The following is a 16,679-nucleotide window of genomic DNA, read 5'->3' as shown; positions in this document are numbered from 1 at the left end:
GCTCACGCTCCGCCCCGGCAGGGCCGACGCCGTCGGGCCCAAGCGCGGACTAGCTGGGCTGCTGCTCGACCTCGAAGTCGAACAGCACATCGTCTCCATTGACCTCTGTGACCTCGACCCGCACGTCATAGACGTCGCCGTCGTCGGTGAGCGTGCATGTCAGCGTAGCGCCGACCTCGGCATCAAGATCATCCGGGCATTCGACGAGCTCCGGCTCACGACCAACCTGGGCGGCCAGCTCGGCACTGATCTGGCTGGCCACTTCTTCCTGCTCAACGACATTGCCGCCGATGATCATGCTGCCAGAGCAGGCGGCAAGGGCGCTGATCGCCATGAGCGATGCCAGGCTAGCGGCCACACGGGTTGTCACTGCACGAGATCCAAACATGACGATTCCTCTGATCAGGACAATTTGCCACGTTCAGTTTTGCACACCGTGTTGCGTCGCGCGGGCCAACATTGTCGCCCAGAACTGGGTAGAGGCCCCCAAGGGAGTGGGATCAACCTCGGGGGCCTCGCAGGGTTAACCCTACAGCCATACCGTTAACCTGTTGGACATTGGTAGCTCTCGTGTCGCTCAGGGGTTGTCGTTCGGGGCTTGTCCCTCGGGGCTTGTTGCTCGGGGCTTGTTGCTCGGGGCGGGCCTAGGAGCCCGAGGGAACAGCCCGGAGGAATGTGCCGGACATCGACACTGCCGGCGCCGATGTGTCCGCGCCCACGATCAGCGTCGCGAACGCCACGTCGTCGGTGAGGCCAACGAACCAACCATTCGCCGCCGCTCCCGCTACCTCGGCAGTCCCCGTCTTGCCCCCCAGCCCAGGGATGTCCGCTAGCGCGGTCGCCGTCCCGCTGCGCACGGTCTCGCGCATCATGTCGCGGATCGACTCTGCCACTGCTGCGGGAAGTCGCGGCGGGTTGCTATCGCTGGTCGTGGCCTCGCCATCAATGAAACCAGGCATCACCATCTCGCCGTCGTTGCTGATCGATGCGACCGCGAGCGCCATGCCGAAGGGGCTCGCGAGAACCTCGCCCTGCCCGATGGCGGCCTCGACGCGCGCCGGGCCACCCTCGGTGATGGGGACACTGCCAGTAATGGTGGTCAGGCCTGGGATCTCGAGATCCACACCGATGCCCAGCGATCGGGCCGCGCTGGTCAATGCATCGGGCGCGAGCTCGACGGCCAGCATTGCCTGGGTGGTGTTGCAGGACCGGGCGAAAGCGGTGCGCAGCGGGACCTGGCCAAGGTCGAACTGATCATCGTTGGGAATGGTCCGGCCCTCGATGGTGGCGATCCCTGGGCAGGGCAGCACCTCGTCAGGATTGGTGATGCCCGCCGCGAGGGCCGCCGAGGTCGTCACGATCTTGAAAGTCGATCCTGGCGCGTACTGGCCCGTGAGGGCGACCGGTCCCTGCGAGCTCGCCGACTCGTTCTGCGCGACGGCGAGGACCTCGCCCGTCACGGGCTCGAGCGCGACGATCATCGCTGGCTGTCCGCTGCTTTCGACCGCGGCCTGGGCGGCCTGCTGCACGCCCAGGTCGAGAGTGGTGGAGATCTCGGATACCTCGGTGGGCTCCTCCCCCGAAACTGGGATGGACTCGTCCGGATTGTCGATCGTCACCGACCACCCAGCACCCCGCTCAAGGATTCGCCGCCAGGCCTCGGGCAATTGCTGGTAGACCGGGGACGTCATGTCGCGGCGGGCCGTGAGCAAGCGCGCCTGATCGGCCAGCCCCACACTGTCGATAGCGGCGAGCGCGTCCCGGATCGGAGCGATGTCCTCGCCACGCAGGGTCACCACGACATAGTTGCCACCAGCATCCGCGAGCTCCTCGGCGAGCGCACCGGCCGTGACCGAGGGCGCCACGGGATTGACCAGGGAAGCCACCTCGGCCGCCACCACGCCGATCCCCGCGGTCTCCGCGGCGTCCGGGTCGATCGAGACGACGGTAACAGGCTGCCAGGTCATCACCGGCTCACCAGAACGGTCGACGATCGGCGTATCGAGGTCGAGAACATCGGCGTACAGGAGGCGGCCCCCGGCCTCGAGGCGGGTGTCGAGCACGGAGGGCGACCAGTCGACGCGTGGCCCCGAGGCGGTGTCGACCACGGTGGCCTCGCCCTCGGTGGTGACGATTCGCCCCTCACCGAGATCCCACTCAGTGGCCAGGGAACCCGAATCCTCCGTCACCTCGACGCTGGTGCGCAGCGAATCAGCGCTCATTCCATCGAGGCTGGCCCGCAGCGCTTTCTCCGCGGCCACGGGATCTGTCGTCAGCGCTGCTGCCCCTGCGGCGTCACCGGTCTCGAGCGCATCGGCGAACGCTTCGAGAGTCTCGGCAGTCTCATCGGTGAACAGTCCGCACGACGTGATGAGCATCGCGGCAGCAGCGATCAGCGGCACCACCGGTGCCCACCGCCGCCGTGCCGGGCGCGTCCTCGACAATGCTGGCATGGGTCAATAGCAGCACGTCGATGCGCCGCTGTCGACCGCTATCACTATCCCGCCCAGAATTCCGGTAGCGTCATTCAGCGTTGAGCGACCGCACCGCTATCCACGTACGGTCCATTGGCCTCGCGCGATGCGCAGAGAGAACCGGAGGACACGTTGCTCGCACGCTGGGGCACCATCCTGGTCCGCAGGCGATGGCTCATCGCTATCACGACCACCATCGCGATCCTCGCGGGCGGGATCTGGGGGATCGGCGTCTTCGCGAAGCTTTCCCAGGGCGGCTACGAGCCCGACGGCAGCGAGTCCGTGCGTGTCGCGGCCTTGCTCGGGGAGACCGAGCTCGTCGAGCATGCCGACCTCGTGCTGGTCTACACCACGCCCTCGCCCCGGGGTATCAACGATCCGCGACTGGCCAGGCGCATCAACGACACCCTGGACTCCCTGCCCTCCGAGCAGGTGCGCGGCGTTACGTCGTACTGGTCGGTGCAGCGCGAGCAGCAGCAGGCATTCACCGAGATGATGCGCGGGCAGGTCACCGGGCAGCCGCAACCGGTGGACCCTACCGCGCGCGACGCGGCCGCTAGCGCCCTTTCCGCGTTCTCCGATGCCGACCAGCAGAGCGGCGTCGCGACCATCAAGCTCGCCGGGGACTCCGTGGAGGACCTGTTCGCGAACTACGCGGCCATCCGGGATTCCCTCCCGGTGGACGGCGCCGAGCTGAGCGTCGGCGGCATGGTCGCGATGGGCGAGGCCATGAATGCTCGCGCGCAGAAGGACCTCGCGATCGCCGAGGGGACCGCCATCCCCCTCACGCTGATCCTGCTTGTCATCGTCTTCGGTGGCCTTGCTGCCGCTTCCCTGCCCGTCCTCACCGGTGGCCTGGCCATCCTCGGCTCGATGGGCATCCTGCGCGTCATCTCCTTCAGCACCGAGATCAGCGCCTTCGCCCTGAACATGTCCATCCTGCTCGGGCTCGGCATGGCCATCGACTACAGCTTGTTCCTCGTGTCCCGCTTCCGCGAGGAGATCTCGCGTGGCCGAGACGTCCCTGCAGCGGTCCGCGCCACCGTGGCCACCGCCGGGATGACCGTGCTGTTCTCCGGGTCGCTGCTGATCCTCGCGCTCGCGGGGATGATGCTGTTCCCGCAGCCATTCATCCGATCGCTCGCGCTCGGCGGAATGGCCTCCGTGGCCATCGCGATGCTGCTGGCCCTCACCGTCATCCCCGCGGCCATGGCCATCCTGGGCACGCGGATCGCCAGCCACCGCCTCCGGCGCTCCACGAATCACGGTGCGAGCGCGAGCTACGAGCGGCTCGCGCGGTGGGTCATGCGCCGACCCCGCACCATCGCCGCTCCGATCCTGCTCGTGCTCATCGTCGCGAGCATTCCCGCGCTCGCGATCAACTTCGGCGAGTTCAGCGCCCGTTCCCTGCCGAAGAACGAACCCTCGCGCATCGCCACCGAGATGCTCGCCGAGGAGTTTCCCGCCATCACCGCGAGCAACGCCTACGTCCTCGCCCGCACGACCAGTGGCAGCGAGCCTCCCCCCGCGGACGAGGTGGGGCTCGTCGCCGACCGCATCGAGCAGCTCGGCAGCGTCACCACGGTCCGCTCGCCCGGCAGCCACGCCGACTACACCGTGCTCGTGGCCACCCTCGCTGACCCACCAGGCAGCGAAGCGGCCCAGCAAGCCATCCGCGATATCCGTGGCGTCACGCCACCGGAGGGGCTCGAGATCCTCGTCGGCGGTTCCGATGCCCAGGCCGTGGACTCCGTCGATGCCACCCGCGCCACGCTGCCCATCATGTTGCTCGTCATCGCTGGCGCAGCACTGGTGATCCTCTTCCTGGCGTTCGGCTCGCTCGCGCTTCCCGTCAAGGCCGTGCTGATGAGCTTGCTCAGTCTCGGAGCCTCGCTCGGCATCGTCGTCACGATCTTCCAGTTCGGCTACGGCGCCGATCTGCTCGGCGTCACTCCCGCGCCGCTCGATGTCGGGGTCACCGTCATCATCATCGCCGTGCTGTTCGGACTCTCCACCGATTACGAGGTATTCCTCGTCTCCCGCATCGCCGAGGCCCGACGTCGCGGCGCCAGCACCGAGGATGCCATCGCCACAGGAGTCGCGCACACCGGGCGCATCATCACCACCGCGGCGTTGCTGCTCATCCTGGTGATCGGCGCGTTCGGCATCTCCAGCATTCCCATGATGCGCATCCTCGCGGTCGGCATGGTGACGGCCCTGGTGCTCGATGCCACGGTGATCCGCCTGCTGCTCGTGCCCGCGGTGATGAAGCTCATGGGCGAATCGAGCTGGTGGCTGCCCCGGCCCGCACGAGCGATCTACCAGCGCTTCGCGATCAGCGACCACTAGCAGCGGCCACCAGCCGACCAGGAACGGAGGGAGACCATGCGCGTTGCTGCGCTGCTGCCCGGGACCGGATCGCGGGCCGCGTTCGTGCAACGAGCGTTCGCGGGGCCACTCGCGGCGGCCGGGATCACGCTCATCGCCATCGAGCCGGACCCCACGAACCCCATCGAGTCCGCGCTCGAGCAGCTCGATGCCATCGCGGCGACCCACTCGGAAATGCTTGTCGGCGGGGTCTCGCTCGGGGCCGCGCTCGGTGCTGCCTGGGCCGCGCGCAACCCCGGGCATGCGGCAGGAGTCCTCGCTGCCCTTCCGGCCTGGCTCGGCAGCTCCGACGGCGCGCCGGCCGCGCTCAGCGCCACGCTCACCGCGAACAACCTCGACCAGGACGGCCTGGAAGCAACCATTGCGGGCATGCGTGCCTCGAGCCCGCCATGGCTCGCGGACGAGCTCGAAGCATCGTGGAGACAACTCTGGCCCGGGCTGCCCGGCTCGCTCCGCGCTGCCGCAGCTTTCGCGGACCTCGATGCCCAGCTGCTCTCCAGCGTTGACTGCCCGGTCGGCATCGCTGCGGCCACTGATGATCCGATCCATCCCTATTCGGCAGCGATCGAATGGAGCAAGCATCTCCAGAACTGCCGGATCGAGACCTTTCCGCTGGCGCGGATCGGCGAGGATCCCGCCGTGCTCGGCACCGCCACGCTCACCGCCCTCGCCGCGCTCGAAAGCCGCTAGCTGGCGGCGCGGTGGGCTGAGCGGTGAGCTGCGCGAGGGCAAAAGCACCGGAACCTGCCAAACGCGATAGAAACCGACCTCGATTTTCCGCAGCTTCTATCGCGTTTACGACCGTGATGGCGGTGCGGCAGGACGCTGCGGTCGCGGTCGAATCCGGCCGCCATGAATCCGGCCCCCGCCAAATCGCCCACGAGTGTGAACCCCTAGACACGCAGCGAGACGAACGGCTCCACGGGAATGTTCCGGACTACGAACCACGCCAGGACCACTCCGAGAACGAGCAGCGGCGCCCATCTCAGGTGCTGCCAGCTACGCACGAACCGACCGCGTAGCAGCCCCACCGTCCAGGCACCGTAGCTCCATAGCAGCAGGATCAGCGCGGCGACACCTACCGCGTTGTACGCGACAGCAGCACCGAGATCACCGTGGATCAGCGAGTACACCATGCGTGTGGAGCCGCACCCAGGGCAGTTGACGCCGAACAGCATCTTGCTGGGGCATTCTTGGATGACGCCTCCAGGCGTGGTCGGATCCGCCCAGTTGACCGCGATGCACCCCGCGCTCACCGCCAGCGCTACCCCGGCGGGCGCTGCCAGCGCGCTCGCCGCACGACGCAGGGTGGCCCATCGCGTCCCTGCTCCGGGCCCGGCCATGACCATAGGCACAGCGAGGCTCAGTACGTCGAGTAGCCCGCTGATGCGGACGCCGCGAACAGGAACACAAACATGAGGACATAGAACACGACGATCAGCGCGTAGAAGACACCGCCGACGATCGCACCGATCTTGGCCCACTTCCGCGCTTCGGCCGCTGCCTCGTGCGCCGCCGCGTAATGGCCCATCGCCCAGAGACTGTTGACGTTCGAGGCCTTCACGATGGACACGATTCCCAGCGGCAGGCAGCACAGAACGGTGACGAGGATGCCCCACACCAGGCCATTGTCCGGCGGTGCGCCATAGCTGCCCGCGCCCCCGGGGGCCTGGCCGTAAGGCTGCCGCTGGCCGTAAGGCTGTCCGTACTGGGGCTGGCCCTGCGCGTGGGCACTATCGCCGGTAGGCCAACCTGGATAGCCATGCGGATCCTGGCCGGATGCGCCGTTGGCATCATCGCCCGGGTAGCCGGGATTGGTGGACTCATTGCTCATCATTCCCCCTGATGATCACGGACGACGCCCCTGTTCTGGAAGCAGTCCAGGCTCTCGGCGCGCGTCCCTGCGATCGCGACGCCACCCCCTCCAGGTGCCGCCACGTGATTTCCCAGGAACACTATCGGACCTCGTTCATCCGGGGATAGCACTTATGTGATGAGCCACACCACGGCCATCCCCGCAGCAACCGGTCGCGCGAAGGTCCTGATCAGGCTTGCGCCTGTCCGCCCGGCTGCGCCTGCTCCCCATCCGAGGCCTTGCGCTTGGCGGCGTGCGCCGCCTGCTGCTGCTGCATCGCGATGAGCTGCTGGTGCAGCGCCTTCGGCAAGGTGATCGGCAGCGGCGTGCGCACCGGCAAGGGCGAATCCCCACGGGTGACCACCGTGCCGCGCAGCACCTCGCGCGCGAGGCCAGCGAGGTCCCCATCGCTCGCTCCCGTGCCCGCTGGGCCAGCCGCCACGAGTCGGATCATCCAGCGAGGGCCATCGACGCCGATGAAGCGGATATCAGCCTTCTCGGTGCGCGCGATCACCTCGGCCCCCCACGGCCCCTCCTCGGAATCGATGGTGGCGCCATCGGTCGCGAGGGACTCGGCAAGCTCTCCGCTGACCGTTAGCCACTGGCCCGAGGATCGCGGAGCAGCGTACGCGACCACCGTGATGCGCCCATGCTGGGTCGCGAGATGCACGCCCTGCACCTCGCCGCCCTGCCCCATCTCGACCTGTACCTGACCGCTCGCAGGGATCGGCACCGACACCGAGCCGAGGTTCAGCCGCTTCGGATCATCCGCGGCGACGTCCTTCTCCGACGCATCGAACGGTCCATCGGACCGGTCTGACTGCTGGTCGACCAGCTCCGGAGCGGCCGCCTCAGCGGCACCCGCCGACGCTGTCGGCTCATCGCTTCCATCGGAGTTCTTGCTGCGGCGTAGAAAGCCCACGTGAAGTCCCTTCCTGGGATCGCCAATCCTGCCCAGGGGACTTGCCCTGGGAGCGTGCTTCTGGGGAGCCGGCGCGAAAACGGTCACCGCGCTCGCCATGGCCGCCAGCCTACGCGGGCGCATCCAGGCTCGCGTGGCCACCGCTGGAACCATATCCGCCCGCGCCGCGTGTCGTGTCATCGAGCGACGCGACCTCTGCGAACTCGGCGAGCTCGACGCGCTGGACGATCAGCTGGGCGATGCGATCACCGCGCCGGACATGGATGGGCTCCCGCGGATCGAGATTGATCAAGCACACCTTGATCTCGCCGCGGTATCCAGCGTCCACGGTGCCCGGAGTGTTGACGATCGATAGCCCGGTCCGTGCTGCTAGCCCGGACCTAGGGTGGATCAGCCCGACGGTGCCGACGGGCAGTGCCACGGCGATCCCGGTGCCCACGAGGGCACGCTCGCCCGGCTCGATGACGATATCCACGGTGGAGCAAAGATCCGCTCCCGCGTCGCCGTGGTGCGCCCGCTGCGGGACCGGGATGCCTGCGTCGAGGCGGCGCAGCGGAACGACGATATCCGTGCGGTTGCCTGCTGGGGTTTCGATGTCCACGACCGGCGAGACTACCCTGTGAAGGGTGCCGAGCAATGAATCCACGGGACGCGAGTCCCACGTGCCCCACGAGCCCGCCGTGAACGACGATCAGGACGCGCCGATCCCGCGCGCAGGGACGTTCCGGGAGCACCTGTGGGTCCCGTGGTGGTGGTGGCCGCTCGGCCTCGCTGCCGCGGCGCTCGTCGCCATGCAGTTCGCCATCGGCATCCGAAGCCTGCCCACGGCGCTGCCATTCCTCATCCTTGCACCCGTTCCGCTGTGGCTCCTGTGGCGGATGTCCCGCACGGAGATCGCGGTAACGGCTGGCGCCGATGGCCAAGCCATGCTGCATGCGGGAAAAGCGCGGCTGCCACTCTCCGTGATCGACCGCGTCGCCGCGATCCCGCCTTCGGCGAAGCAGGCGGCGATGGGTCGGCAGCTCGATCCGAGTGCGTATGTCGTGCACCGGCCATGGGTCGGCTCGCTAGTCCTCGTCGTGCTTGATGATCCTGAGGACCCGACGCCCTACTGGCTCGTCAGCACCCGGAATCCGGATGCACTCGTCGCGGCGCTGCAGGGGCATCGCCCCCGCGATTGACCTGCTGGGCGCAACCCGCTGCGCAGGGCTTTCTGGCTGCGCAGGGCCTTCTGGCTGCGCAGAGCATTCCGCGCGCAAGGTCGCATCTAGTCGCGTGAGGGCAGCACCGCGGGAATCCCGTCGGCAGCTACCCCGCCGCGCGCGGTCGCCCGGACCGCACCCTGCCAGGGATCAGATGCAGTCCTGGCAGATCATCTGGCCGCCCTCAGTGCTCGCGAGGCGGCTCCGGTGGAACACGAGGAAGCAGCTCGAGCAGGTGAACTCGTCGGCCTGCTTCGGGACAACCCGGACCGAGAGTTCCTCCCCGGAGAGGTCAGCTCCAGGCAGCTCGAACGACTCCGCGGTGTCCGCATCATCGATATCGACCACTGCGGATTGTGCTTCGCCACGGCGCGACGTCAGCTCGTCCAGCGAGCCGTCGGACAGCTCGTCCGCGTCGCTGCGCCTCGGCGCGTCGTAATCAGTAGGCATCTTTCACATCCCCTATCCAGTTGCGCTGTTTCCAGACGCTGGTGCCCGCACCCCGTGCAACACATGAGCACGACCACGCATTTCCGCAACGCATACCCTGCGCTGCTCCCGCGACGAGCATGCCGTCGCAATGATCGGGCACAGAGTACGCGCGTGGTGGAAGAACGCAACATCCGGGCGATTTATGCCCGGACCGCTCCCCACCACCTGTGATCCATGCCTCGTCCGCGCGCCGCACGACAAGTGTTGGCCGCCAGACAATAGCCGACAATCCGCCGGATTGCCGAGCAATTCCACGACATGCGCCCGATTGCCCACAGAAGTCGCAACGAGCCGGCGCCAGCACAGCACCTGCAAGCCGATGCGCGGCTACACTCTCGATGCCAGCACTCGGTGCTGGCGAACCAGGTCGGCTGCGGAAAGGAACCCAAGCACCGTGGTCTCACAGATCACCGAAGCCCACTCCACCGACCCCAACGGCAGGCCCTACAAGCATCGACGCCGCATCCCCGCGATCGTCGTGCTGCTCCTGCTGCTCGGGGCCGTTGCCGTGGTATGGATCAGGGCAGTCTCGCTGGAGGAGCCTCCGGTCAACGCGATCGATTGTCCGGCCCCGCCCCCTGGGTCGCCGCCGCTCGGCGAGCCGTTCTCCCGCAATGAGCTCGCCCAGGTGCCGCCCGCGCCACTGCGCCTTACCCAGGTCCGGGTGTACAACGCCAATGGCGAGGTCGGACAGGCATCGGCAGTCGCCGCGCAGCTCAGCGAGCTCGGCTACCAGCCGGCCGCGGATGTGCAGGCCGGCAATGACCCCATCTACACGGACCAGAACATGCAGTGCCATGGCCAGATCCGGTTCGGGCCAGAGGGCCGTGCTGCCGCGAGCGCGCTATGGCTAGCGGCACCCTGCGTGGAGCTCATCGAGGACGGTCGCGAGGACACCACCGTCGATCTCTCGCTAGGCACCTATTTCGGTGATATCTCCCCCACTCCCGAGGGCGAGGCAGTGATCCAGCTGCTGCGCTCGGGCGAGGGTGGCGGGCCGACCACTGAGCTCGTGGAGAAGGCCCGCGCGGCTCTCTGCTAGGCCCAGTGGCCTCTGGGGCGCGAACCAGGCCGCCAGCGCTGCGCTGTGCGGCATGAGCGTGCTGGCATGTGCCTCCGTGCCTCGAGTGCGCCTCCGCGGACCGCGAGTGGGCCTCCACGGACCGCGAGTGGGCCTCCGTGGACCGCGATAGTGCGAATTACGTCAGTGTTCGCGCAAGAACCTGACGTAATTCGCACTATCGCGCGGGACAGCGGCAAGCACTATTGCGCGGGACAACGGCCAGCGCTATCGCGCGGGTCAGAGAGCCCGGAGGGCGTCCAGATCGCTGAGCAGCCTATGGAACGCGTCAGCCACCCCGGGCGCGGCACCAATGGTGAGAACTCCATCGCTGCCGGACGACACCGCCGGCGGGGTCACGAGCACCGCGCCCGCCTCCTCCGCGATCAGGCTCGCTGCTGCCCAGTCCCAGGGGTGGAGGCCATGCTCGTAGTAGGCGTCGACACGCCCGGCCGCGAGGAGGCAGAGATCGATCGCGGCCGATCCGATGCGGCGGATGTCCCGGACGTGTGGCAGCAACTGCGCGACGATACTGCCTTGCTCGGCGCGCCTAGCCGGGTCGTAGGCGAACCCGGTGGCCACGAGCGCGTGGCCGAGCGTGGTCTCAGCAGTGCAGTGCAGGCGGACGGGTTCGCCCACGGAATCGCGCTGCCAGGCCCCGTGGCCGCGCGCGGCGGAGTAGATGCGTCGCCCGGGCACGTCAGCGACCGCGCCAGCGATACTGATGCCGTCGAGCTGCGCCGCGATCGACACCGCGTAGGCGTCGATGCCATAAAGGAAATTGACGGTGCCATCGATCGGATCGATGACCCATCGGATTCCGGATGCGGATGCGGCCCCGCCACCTTCCTCGCCGAGGATGGTGTCCTCGGGCCTGAGCGCGGCGAGCCTTGATCGGATGAGCTCCTCGGATTCCTGGTCCACGATGGTGACGGGATCGGTGGAGGTGGACTTGGTGCTGACGGCACCGTCACGAGCTTGCCCCTCGATCACCTCGGCACGGCGCTGGCGGACGAGCGCGGCGGCCTCCGCGGCGAGCTGCTCGGCGATGGCGCGAAGGGCCTCCGCATCATTCCGCGATGGCACGTGGTCTTCATGGCTGCTGGATTCCGGCACGCAGACCATCGTGGTGCATCGCACGGGTCCGCGCCACCAGGGCGTCCACCCGGATACAGTGATCGTCTGGAATGTTCCGTCCCTCTTGCCGTCCGCACACCGGGAGCCAGACCATGCACGATGATGCTCGTCAATCCGCGCCTCCCCCCGCCCCCGCTGCACGTCCGGAGCACGCGCCGTCTGGAACGCCGGGCCAGGATCTCGGGCTCGGTGTCGATGTTGGCGGGAGCGGCGTCAAGGGCGCGCTGGTCGACCTCGCGACGGGGGAGCTTGCTTCGGAGCGCCACCGGATCGACACGCCGCAGCCGGCGACGCCCGAGGCCGTTGCGGGGACGATCGCGGAGATCGTGGATGGCTTTGGCTGGGATGGACCGGTCGGTGTCGCGCTGCCCTCGGTGGTCAAGGATGGCGTCACGCATACAGCGGCGAACATCGATCCCCGCTGGATCGGCCTGGACGCCCGCGCGGTGCTCGGCACAGCGCTAGGCGGACGCGCGGTGACCCTGCTCAATGACGCGGATGCCGCGGGGCTCGCCGAGCAGCAGCTCGGGGCTGGCCGGGACGCGCGGGGCCTGGTGATGATGCTGACTTTTGGCACGGGGATCGGTTCCGCGCTGCTCTACAACGGCGTTCTCGTCCCCAACTCCGAGCTCGGGCATCTCGAGGTGGGTGGTGCCGAGGCGGAGCATCGTGCCGCGGCCTCGGTCCGCGAGCGCAGCGGAATGTCCTGGGAAGAGTGGTCCGTCGAGGTCACAGCGGTGCTGCGGGCCTACGAGGCACTGTTTGCCCCTGATCTGTTCATCGTCGGAGGCGGTGTGAGCAAGAAGGCCCACAAGTGGTTGCCCCTGGTCGAGGTGGCCACTCGCATCGTTCCAGCGGAGCTGCGGAACACCGCTGGCATCGTCGGGGCAGCCCTCGCAGCACGCCAGGATTCGGCGCTGTAGGCGTGGCGAATCGCCATCGCGCACCGTTCCACCTGTTGGAATCGTTACAATGGAACGCGTCTCGCTTTCGCGGGCTCATTCACATGGACTTTTCGCCAGCCAGATCCCGCTGAGGATCGCCTGGCTTGCCGCCGCACGACGAAGTCACGAAAGGGCGTACGTGGCATCTACTGAAACCCCAAGTTCTGCCGATTCCGCATCTGGTTCCGGCACGGCACCAGCGTCGGCGCCGAAGCGCACCGCGGCCCGGAAGGCTCCGGCCAAGAAGGCTCCGGCCAAGGCCGCCAAGCGCACGGTCGCCAAGAAGGCCGCGCCTGGAGCCGCCGCCGATGCGGCCACGATCGCTGCGGACGCGCCCGTTCTGCCGACGGAGGATCCTGCCCAGCCCGAGGCGAGCAGCACCGCGGGCGATGGCAGCACCACGGCACCCTCGAAGTCAACGGCACGCACCGCGCCGGCGCGCAAGGCCACCGCCCGCAAGGCCACCGCTGCTTCTACAAGCGAGGCGGTCGAGGAGAGCGCGAGCACGGAGGACGGCACGCCGGTCGCCGCTCCTGCCCGCAAGACGGCCGCGCGCAAGTCGCCCGCCAAGAAGGCACCGGCAAAGCGTGCCCCTGCCAAGAAGGCTGCGGCAAAGGCTGCTCCCGCAAAGGCTGGCGCGGCTCCAGATGTGGCCGACACCAGTGACGAGGAGGCCGTCGAGGCGGAGCCGACCGACGACATGATCGCCGAGCCGGACCTCGCCGACGTCGACGAGCCCGTTGCCCCGAAGCGGCGCGCTACGAAGCGGACCGCCGAGAAGGAGGAGAAGTCCACCGAGACTGATTCGGACTTCGTGTGGGACGAGGAGGAGTCCGAGGCCCTGCGGCAGGCCCGCAAGGATGCCGAGCTCACGGCATCCGCGGATTCCGTGCGCGCCTACCTCAAGCAGATCGGCAAGGTCGCGCTGCTCAACGCGGAGGAGGAGGTCGAGCTTGCCAAGCGCATCGAGGCCGGCCTGTATGCCGTGGAGAAGCTGCGCCGCGCCGCCGAGGCGGGCGAGCGCACGAGCCCGCAAGCGCGACAGAACCTCAATTGGGTGATGCGCGATGGAAACCGTGCGAAGAACCACCTGCTCGAAGCGAACCTGCGCCTAGTGGTGTCGCTGGCCAAGCGCTACACGGGCCGCGGCATGGCGTTCCTGGACCTCATCCAGGAAGGCAACCTGGGCTTGATCCGCGCGGTGGAGAAGTTCGACTACACCAAGGGCTACAAGTTCTCGACGTATGCGACGTGGTGGATCCGCCAGGCGATCACCAGGGCGATGGCCGATCAGGCCCGGACCATTCGCATCCCTGTTCACATGGTGGAGGTCATCAACAAGCTCGGTCGCATACAGCGCGAGCTGCTGCAGGACCTTGGCCGGGAGCCCACTCCCGAGGAGCTTGCCCGGGAGATGGACATCTCGCCGGAGAAGGTGCTCGAGATCCAGCAGTACGCGCGGGAGCCCATTTCCCTCGATCAGACGATCGGCGATGAGGGCGACAGCCAGCTCGGTGACTTCATCGAGGACAGCGAGGCAGTGGTCGCGGTCGACGCGGTGAGCTTCACCCTGCTCCAGGACCAGCTCCAGTCCGTGCTCGAGACGCTCTCGGAGCGCGAGGCAGGTGTCGTGCGGCTGCGCTTTGGCCTGACCGACGGTCAGCCGCGCACCCTCGATGAGATCGGGCAGGTGTATGGGGTGACGCGCGAGCGGATCCGGCAGATCGAGTCGAAGACGATGTCCAAGCTGCGCCATCCGAGCCGCAGCCAGGTGCTGCGCGACTACCTGGACTGATATCCCCACGACGAGCGAGGATTCACCGCCAGGATCACCCCACCTCTGTGCTGGATATCACACTGAGGGGTGGTCCGGGAACAATGCGGGCCTCCCGTTCGTCTATCCCTATGACAGGAGATGCGATCCCGCGACCCCCCGGGGTCCACGATCGCATCGCCGAACCCCAGGTGCCCACGGGCTCCGGAATGGAGGCGACATGACCGCACCAGCTACCACCGTCCGGCTCACCGCTACCGACCGTTGCGATCGCTGCAGTGCCCGTGCGCGCGTGCTGGCGACCCTCCCCTCCGGGGGCGAGCTCCTGTTCTGCCAGCACCACGCCAACGAGTTCGAGGCGCGGCTGAAGGACATGGACGCGCATGTCGTCGTGGCGGAGGACGAGTCCTGACCTACCAGTGACAGCAGCGGGGCCCGGGCTTGTAAGCCCGGGCCCCGCTCGCGTTCCCGAGGCGGCTACGCGTTGCGCAGCAGCGCGATCCGATCCTGCAGTTGCTCCGCGGTCGCCGCGCCCGTAGCAGGCCCGCCACAGGTCCGGCGCAGTTCACCATGGATCGCCCCATGAGGCTTCCCCGTGCGGTGATGGTGCATGGCGACGAGCTTGTTGAGCTCCCGGCGCAGATCAGCGAGCTGCGCGCCCGCCGTGGCTGACCGGGCAGGCTCTGGTCGAGGCTCTTTCTGGGCCGCTTCCTTCTGGATGGCGAGCTGCTCGGAGGTCCGCTGGATCTGCTCAGCCTGCCGTTGCCGCAGTAGCGCACGCATCTGCTCGGCGTCGAGCAAGCCAGGCAGCCCCAGGTAGTCGGCTTCCTCGTCGCTGCCCGAGAACGTGGCCGAGCCAAACGACGAGCCGTCATAGATCACCTGGTCCAGCTCGGCCTCCGCGCCAAGCGAGGTGAACGCCCGCTCCCGGTCGCCCGGCTCGTCCTTGGCCTGGTTCGCCTGCGCGAGCAGCTCGTCGTCGAAGCCGTCCTTCTCACGGTGCGGCTTGCCCAGCACATGGTCACGCTGCTTCTCGAGCTTCGCGGCGAGGTCGAGCAGCACCGGCACCGAGGGCAGGAACACACTGGCGGTCTCGCCAGGGCGGCGGGCACGCACGAAGCGGCCGATGGCCTGCGCGAAGTACAAGGGCGTCGAGGCACTAGTGGCATACACGCCCACCGCGAGACGCGGCACGTCCACGCCCTCGGACACCATGCGCACGGCCACCATCCAGGCGCTCGTGCCGTCACCGAACTGCTTGATGCGATCCGAGGAGCCAGGATCATCCGAGAGCACCAGGGTGGGCTTCTCGCCGGTGATGCGTTCCAGCGCCTCCGCGTACGCGCGGGCCATCGTCTGGTCCGAGGCGATGACCAGCCCGCCCGCGTCCGGCACGCCGCCTGCGCGCAGCTGACCGAGCCTGGTGTGCGCGGCCGTCAGGACGGACGGGATCCATTCTCCTGCTGGATCGAGCGCGGTGCGCCACGCTCGCGCGGTCTGCTCGGCGTTGAGCGGCTGGCCGAGCCGAGCAGTGAACTCCTCGCCCGCGCTGGTGCGCCAGCGTGCCTCGCCGGAGTAAGCGAGGAACACCACGGGCCGCACCACGCCGTCGGCGAGCGCATCGGAGTAGCCATACGAGTGATCGGACTTGGAGCGCTTCACTCCCCCCGGCTCCGGCTCATAGGTGACGAACGGGATCGGGCTGTCATCGCTGCGGAATGGTGTTCCGGTCAGCGAGAGCCGCCGGGTAGCGTCGGAGAACGCTTCCTTCATGGCGTCGCCCCAGCTCTTGGCGTCCCCGGCGTGGTGGATCTCGTCGAGGATGACGAGAGTGCGCCGGGCCACGGTGCGGGCCCGGTGCTTGAAGGGGTGGGACGCCACCTGGGCGTAGGTGACCACGACGCCGTGGAAGTCCGAGGATGTCTGGCCGGCGGTATTGGTGAAGTTCGGGTCCAGCGCGATGCCCTGCCGCGCTGCGGACTCGGCCCACTGGTGCTTGAGATGCTCGGTCGGCGCAACGACGGTGACCTGGTCGACGGTGCGGTCCTTGAGCAGCTCCGCGGCCACCCGGAGCGCGAAGGTGGTCTTTCCGGCGCCCGGGGTCGCGACGGCGAGGAAGTCCCGCGGCTTGGTGGCCAGGTACTTGGTCAGCACACGGCGCTGCCAGCTCCTGAGCCGTCCCGCGCCCGGCTCCCCCGTGCTCGATTCCCCTGCGCCCGCTCCCCCTGCGCCTGGACTCGCTGCGGATGGACGTGACTCGGATGACACAGCTGCGGCTTGCACACACGCTCCTAGCTCGGCTCGACTCCAGGAAACTCCCCCGGCGCTCCGCGTCTGCCGCCGGTCCTGTGCTCGCCATCACGCCCGGCAAGCAGGTGGATCAGGCCCAGGATCGAGCGGTCGCGATCTACGCTGGAGCGACCCCATTGTT

General features: G+C 68.1%; 16 protein-coding genes. 7 read left to right on the top strand and 9 right to left on the bottom strand.

Annotated features, from left to right (window positions below):
* Positions 1-49: 49 nt before the first annotated feature.
* Together QC765_RS03030 and QC765_RS03025 are read right to left on the bottom strand one after the other, a co-directional pair.
* Complete coding sequence (locus QC765_RS03030; RefSeq protein WP_278312939.1) at positions 50-370, bottom strand: DUF4333 domain-containing protein; 321 nt, start codon at positions 368-370, stop codon at positions 50-52.
* A 274-nt stretch (positions 371-644) separates the two neighbouring features.
* Entirely contained in the window at positions 645-2,453 is a 1,809-nt protein-coding gene (locus QC765_RS03025; RefSeq protein WP_278312938.1) for a penicillin-binding transpeptidase domain-containing protein, read from the bottom strand.
* 153 nt (positions 2,454-2,606) lie between these two features.
* Here QC765_RS03025 and QC765_RS03020 point away from each other — a divergent pair, with 153 nt between their 5' ends.
* Positions 2,607-4,823: an MMPL family transporter gene (locus tag QC765_RS03020; RefSeq protein ID WP_278312937.1), complete on the top strand. Its 2,217-nt coding sequence runs from the start codon at positions 2,607-2,609 to the stop codon at positions 4,821-4,823.
* Between the two features lie 36 nt (positions 4,824-4,859).
* Positions 4,860-5,552 (top strand): alpha/beta hydrolase, encoded by a 693-nt coding sequence (locus QC765_RS03015; protein WP_278312936.1) that lies wholly within the window; start codon positions 4,860-4,862, stop codon positions 5,550-5,552.
* 203 nt (positions 5,553-5,755) lie between these two features.
* On the opposite strand, the gene QC765_RS03010 is transcribed toward QC765_RS03015, so the two are convergent.
* The 4 genes from QC765_RS03010 to dut all read right to left on the bottom strand — a co-directional run bounded on the left by QC765_RS03010 (position 5,756) and on the right by dut (position 8,234).
* Complete coding sequence (locus tag QC765_RS03010) at positions 5,756-6,211, bottom strand: DUF2752 domain-containing protein (protein WP_373876656.1); 456 nt, start codon at positions 6,209-6,211, stop codon at positions 5,756-5,758.
* Between the two features lie 14 nt (positions 6,212-6,225).
* On the bottom strand, positions 6,226-6,699 hold the full coding sequence (locus QC765_RS03005; RefSeq protein ID WP_278312935.1) for a CD225/dispanin family protein: 474 nt from the start codon (positions 6,697-6,699) through the stop codon (positions 6,226-6,228).
* Positions 6,700-6,907: 208 nt separating this feature from the next.
* On the bottom strand, positions 6,908-7,639 hold the full coding sequence (locus QC765_RS03000) for a DUF3710 domain-containing protein (RefSeq protein WP_278312934.1): 732 nt from the start codon (positions 7,637-7,639) through the stop codon (positions 6,908-6,910).
* A 109-nt stretch (positions 7,640-7,748) separates the two neighbouring features.
* Positions 7,749-8,234 (bottom strand): dUTP diphosphatase, encoded by a 486-nt coding sequence (gene dut, locus QC765_RS02995; RefSeq protein WP_278313124.1) that lies wholly within the window; start codon positions 8,232-8,234, stop codon positions 7,749-7,751.
* A 109-nt stretch (positions 8,235-8,343) separates the two neighbouring features.
* On the opposite strand from dut, the gene QC765_RS02990 reads away from it, so the two are divergent.
* Positions 8,344-8,820 carry a DUF3093 domain-containing protein gene (locus tag QC765_RS02990; protein ID WP_278313123.1) on the top strand — a complete coding sequence of 159 codons (477 nt, stop codon included), beginning with the start codon at positions 8,344-8,346 and terminating at the stop codon, positions 8,818-8,820.
* Positions 8,821-8,991: 171 nt separating this feature from the next.
* Here QC765_RS02990 and QC765_RS02985 read toward each other — a convergent pair whose 3' ends face one another.
* Positions 8,992-9,291: a DUF4193 domain-containing protein gene (locus QC765_RS02985; RefSeq protein WP_192037813.1), complete on the bottom strand. Its 300-nt coding sequence runs from the start codon at positions 9,289-9,291 to the stop codon at positions 8,992-8,994.
* Between the two features lie 436 nt (positions 9,292-9,727).
* Between QC765_RS02985 and cei the strand changes: the two genes are divergently transcribed.
* A complete protein-coding gene (gene cei, locus QC765_RS02980) occupies positions 9,728-10,375 on the top strand; it encodes an envelope integrity protein Cei (protein WP_278312933.1) in 648 nt (215 codons plus the stop codon).
* A 258-nt stretch (positions 10,376-10,633) separates the two neighbouring features.
* Here the strand turns inward: cei and QC765_RS02975 are convergent, their stop codons facing one another.
* Positions 10,634-11,518 carry an inositol monophosphatase family protein gene (locus tag QC765_RS02975; protein ID WP_373876655.1) on the bottom strand — a complete coding sequence of 295 codons (885 nt, stop codon included), beginning with the start codon at positions 11,516-11,518 and terminating at the stop codon, positions 10,634-10,636.
* A 104-nt stretch (positions 11,519-11,622) separates the two neighbouring features.
* Between QC765_RS02975 and ppgK the strand changes: the two genes are divergently transcribed.
* From ppgK to QC765_RS02960, 3 genes are all read left to right on the top strand, one after another.
* The gene (ppgK, locus tag QC765_RS02970) at positions 11,623-12,453 is read left to right on the top strand and encodes a polyphosphate--glucose phosphotransferase (protein WP_278312931.1); all 831 of its coding nucleotides are present in this window, start codon (positions 11,623-11,625) and stop codon (positions 12,451-12,453) included.
* A gap of 160 nt (positions 12,454-12,613) precedes the next feature.
* Positions 12,614-14,269: an RNA polymerase sigma factor gene (locus QC765_RS02965; protein ID WP_278312930.1), complete on the top strand. Its 1,656-nt coding sequence runs from the start codon at positions 12,614-12,616 to the stop codon at positions 14,267-14,269.
* A 199-nt stretch (positions 14,270-14,468) separates the two neighbouring features.
* A complete protein-coding gene (locus tag QC765_RS02960; RefSeq protein WP_278312929.1) occupies positions 14,469-14,660 on the top strand; it encodes a DUF7455 domain-containing protein in 192 nt (63 codons plus the stop codon).
* A gap of 65 nt (positions 14,661-14,725) precedes the next feature.
* Here QC765_RS02960 and QC765_RS02955 read toward each other — a convergent pair whose 3' ends face one another.
* On the bottom strand, positions 14,726-16,402 hold the full coding sequence (locus QC765_RS02955) for a DEAD/DEAH box helicase (protein ID WP_373876645.1): 1,677 nt from the start codon (positions 16,400-16,402) through the stop codon (positions 14,726-14,728).
* Between the last annotated feature and the right edge of the window lie 277 nt (positions 16,403-16,679).

Source organism: Hoyosella levis, from assembly GCF_026008515.1.
GTDB classification, from domain to species: Bacteria; Actinomycetota; Actinomycetes; order Mycobacteriales; family Mycobacteriaceae; genus Lolliginicoccus; species Lolliginicoccus levis.
Note: the sequence above shows the minus strand (reverse complement) of the source record. Positions and strands in the feature narration are given on the sequence as shown.

Bases quoted from the DNA above. Each gene is read 5' to 3' on its own strand.
- QC765_RS03025 (WP_278312938.1), bottom strand. From the start codon at position 2,453: ATGCCAGCATTGTCGAGGACGCGCCCGGCACGGCGGCGGTGGGCACCG.
- QC765_RS03015 (WP_278312936.1), top strand. From the start codon at position 4,860: ATGCGCGTTGCTGCGCTGCTGCCCGGGACCGGATCGCGGGCCGCGTTC.
- QC765_RS03010 (WP_373876656.1), bottom strand. From the start codon at position 6,211: ATGGTCATGGCCGGGCCCGGAGCAGGGACGCGATGGGCCACCCTGCGT.
- QC765_RS03005 (WP_278312935.1), bottom strand. From the start codon at position 6,699: ATGATGAGCAATGAGTCCACCAATCCCGGCTACCCGGGCGATGATGCC.
- QC765_RS02985 (WP_192037813.1), bottom strand. From the start codon at position 9,291: ATGCCTACTGATTACGACGCGCCGAGGCGCAGCGACGCGGACGAGCTG.
- QC765_RS02975 (WP_373876655.1), bottom strand. From the start codon at position 11,518: ATGGTCTGCGTGCCGGAATCCAGCAGCCATGAAGACCACGTGCCATCG.
- ppgK (WP_278312931.1), top strand. From the start codon at position 11,623: ATGCACGATGATGCTCGTCAATCCGCGCCTCCCCCCGCCCCCGCTGCA.
- QC765_RS02960 (WP_278312929.1), top strand. From the start codon at position 14,469: ATGACCGCACCAGCTACCACCGTCCGGCTCACCGCTACCGACCGTTGC.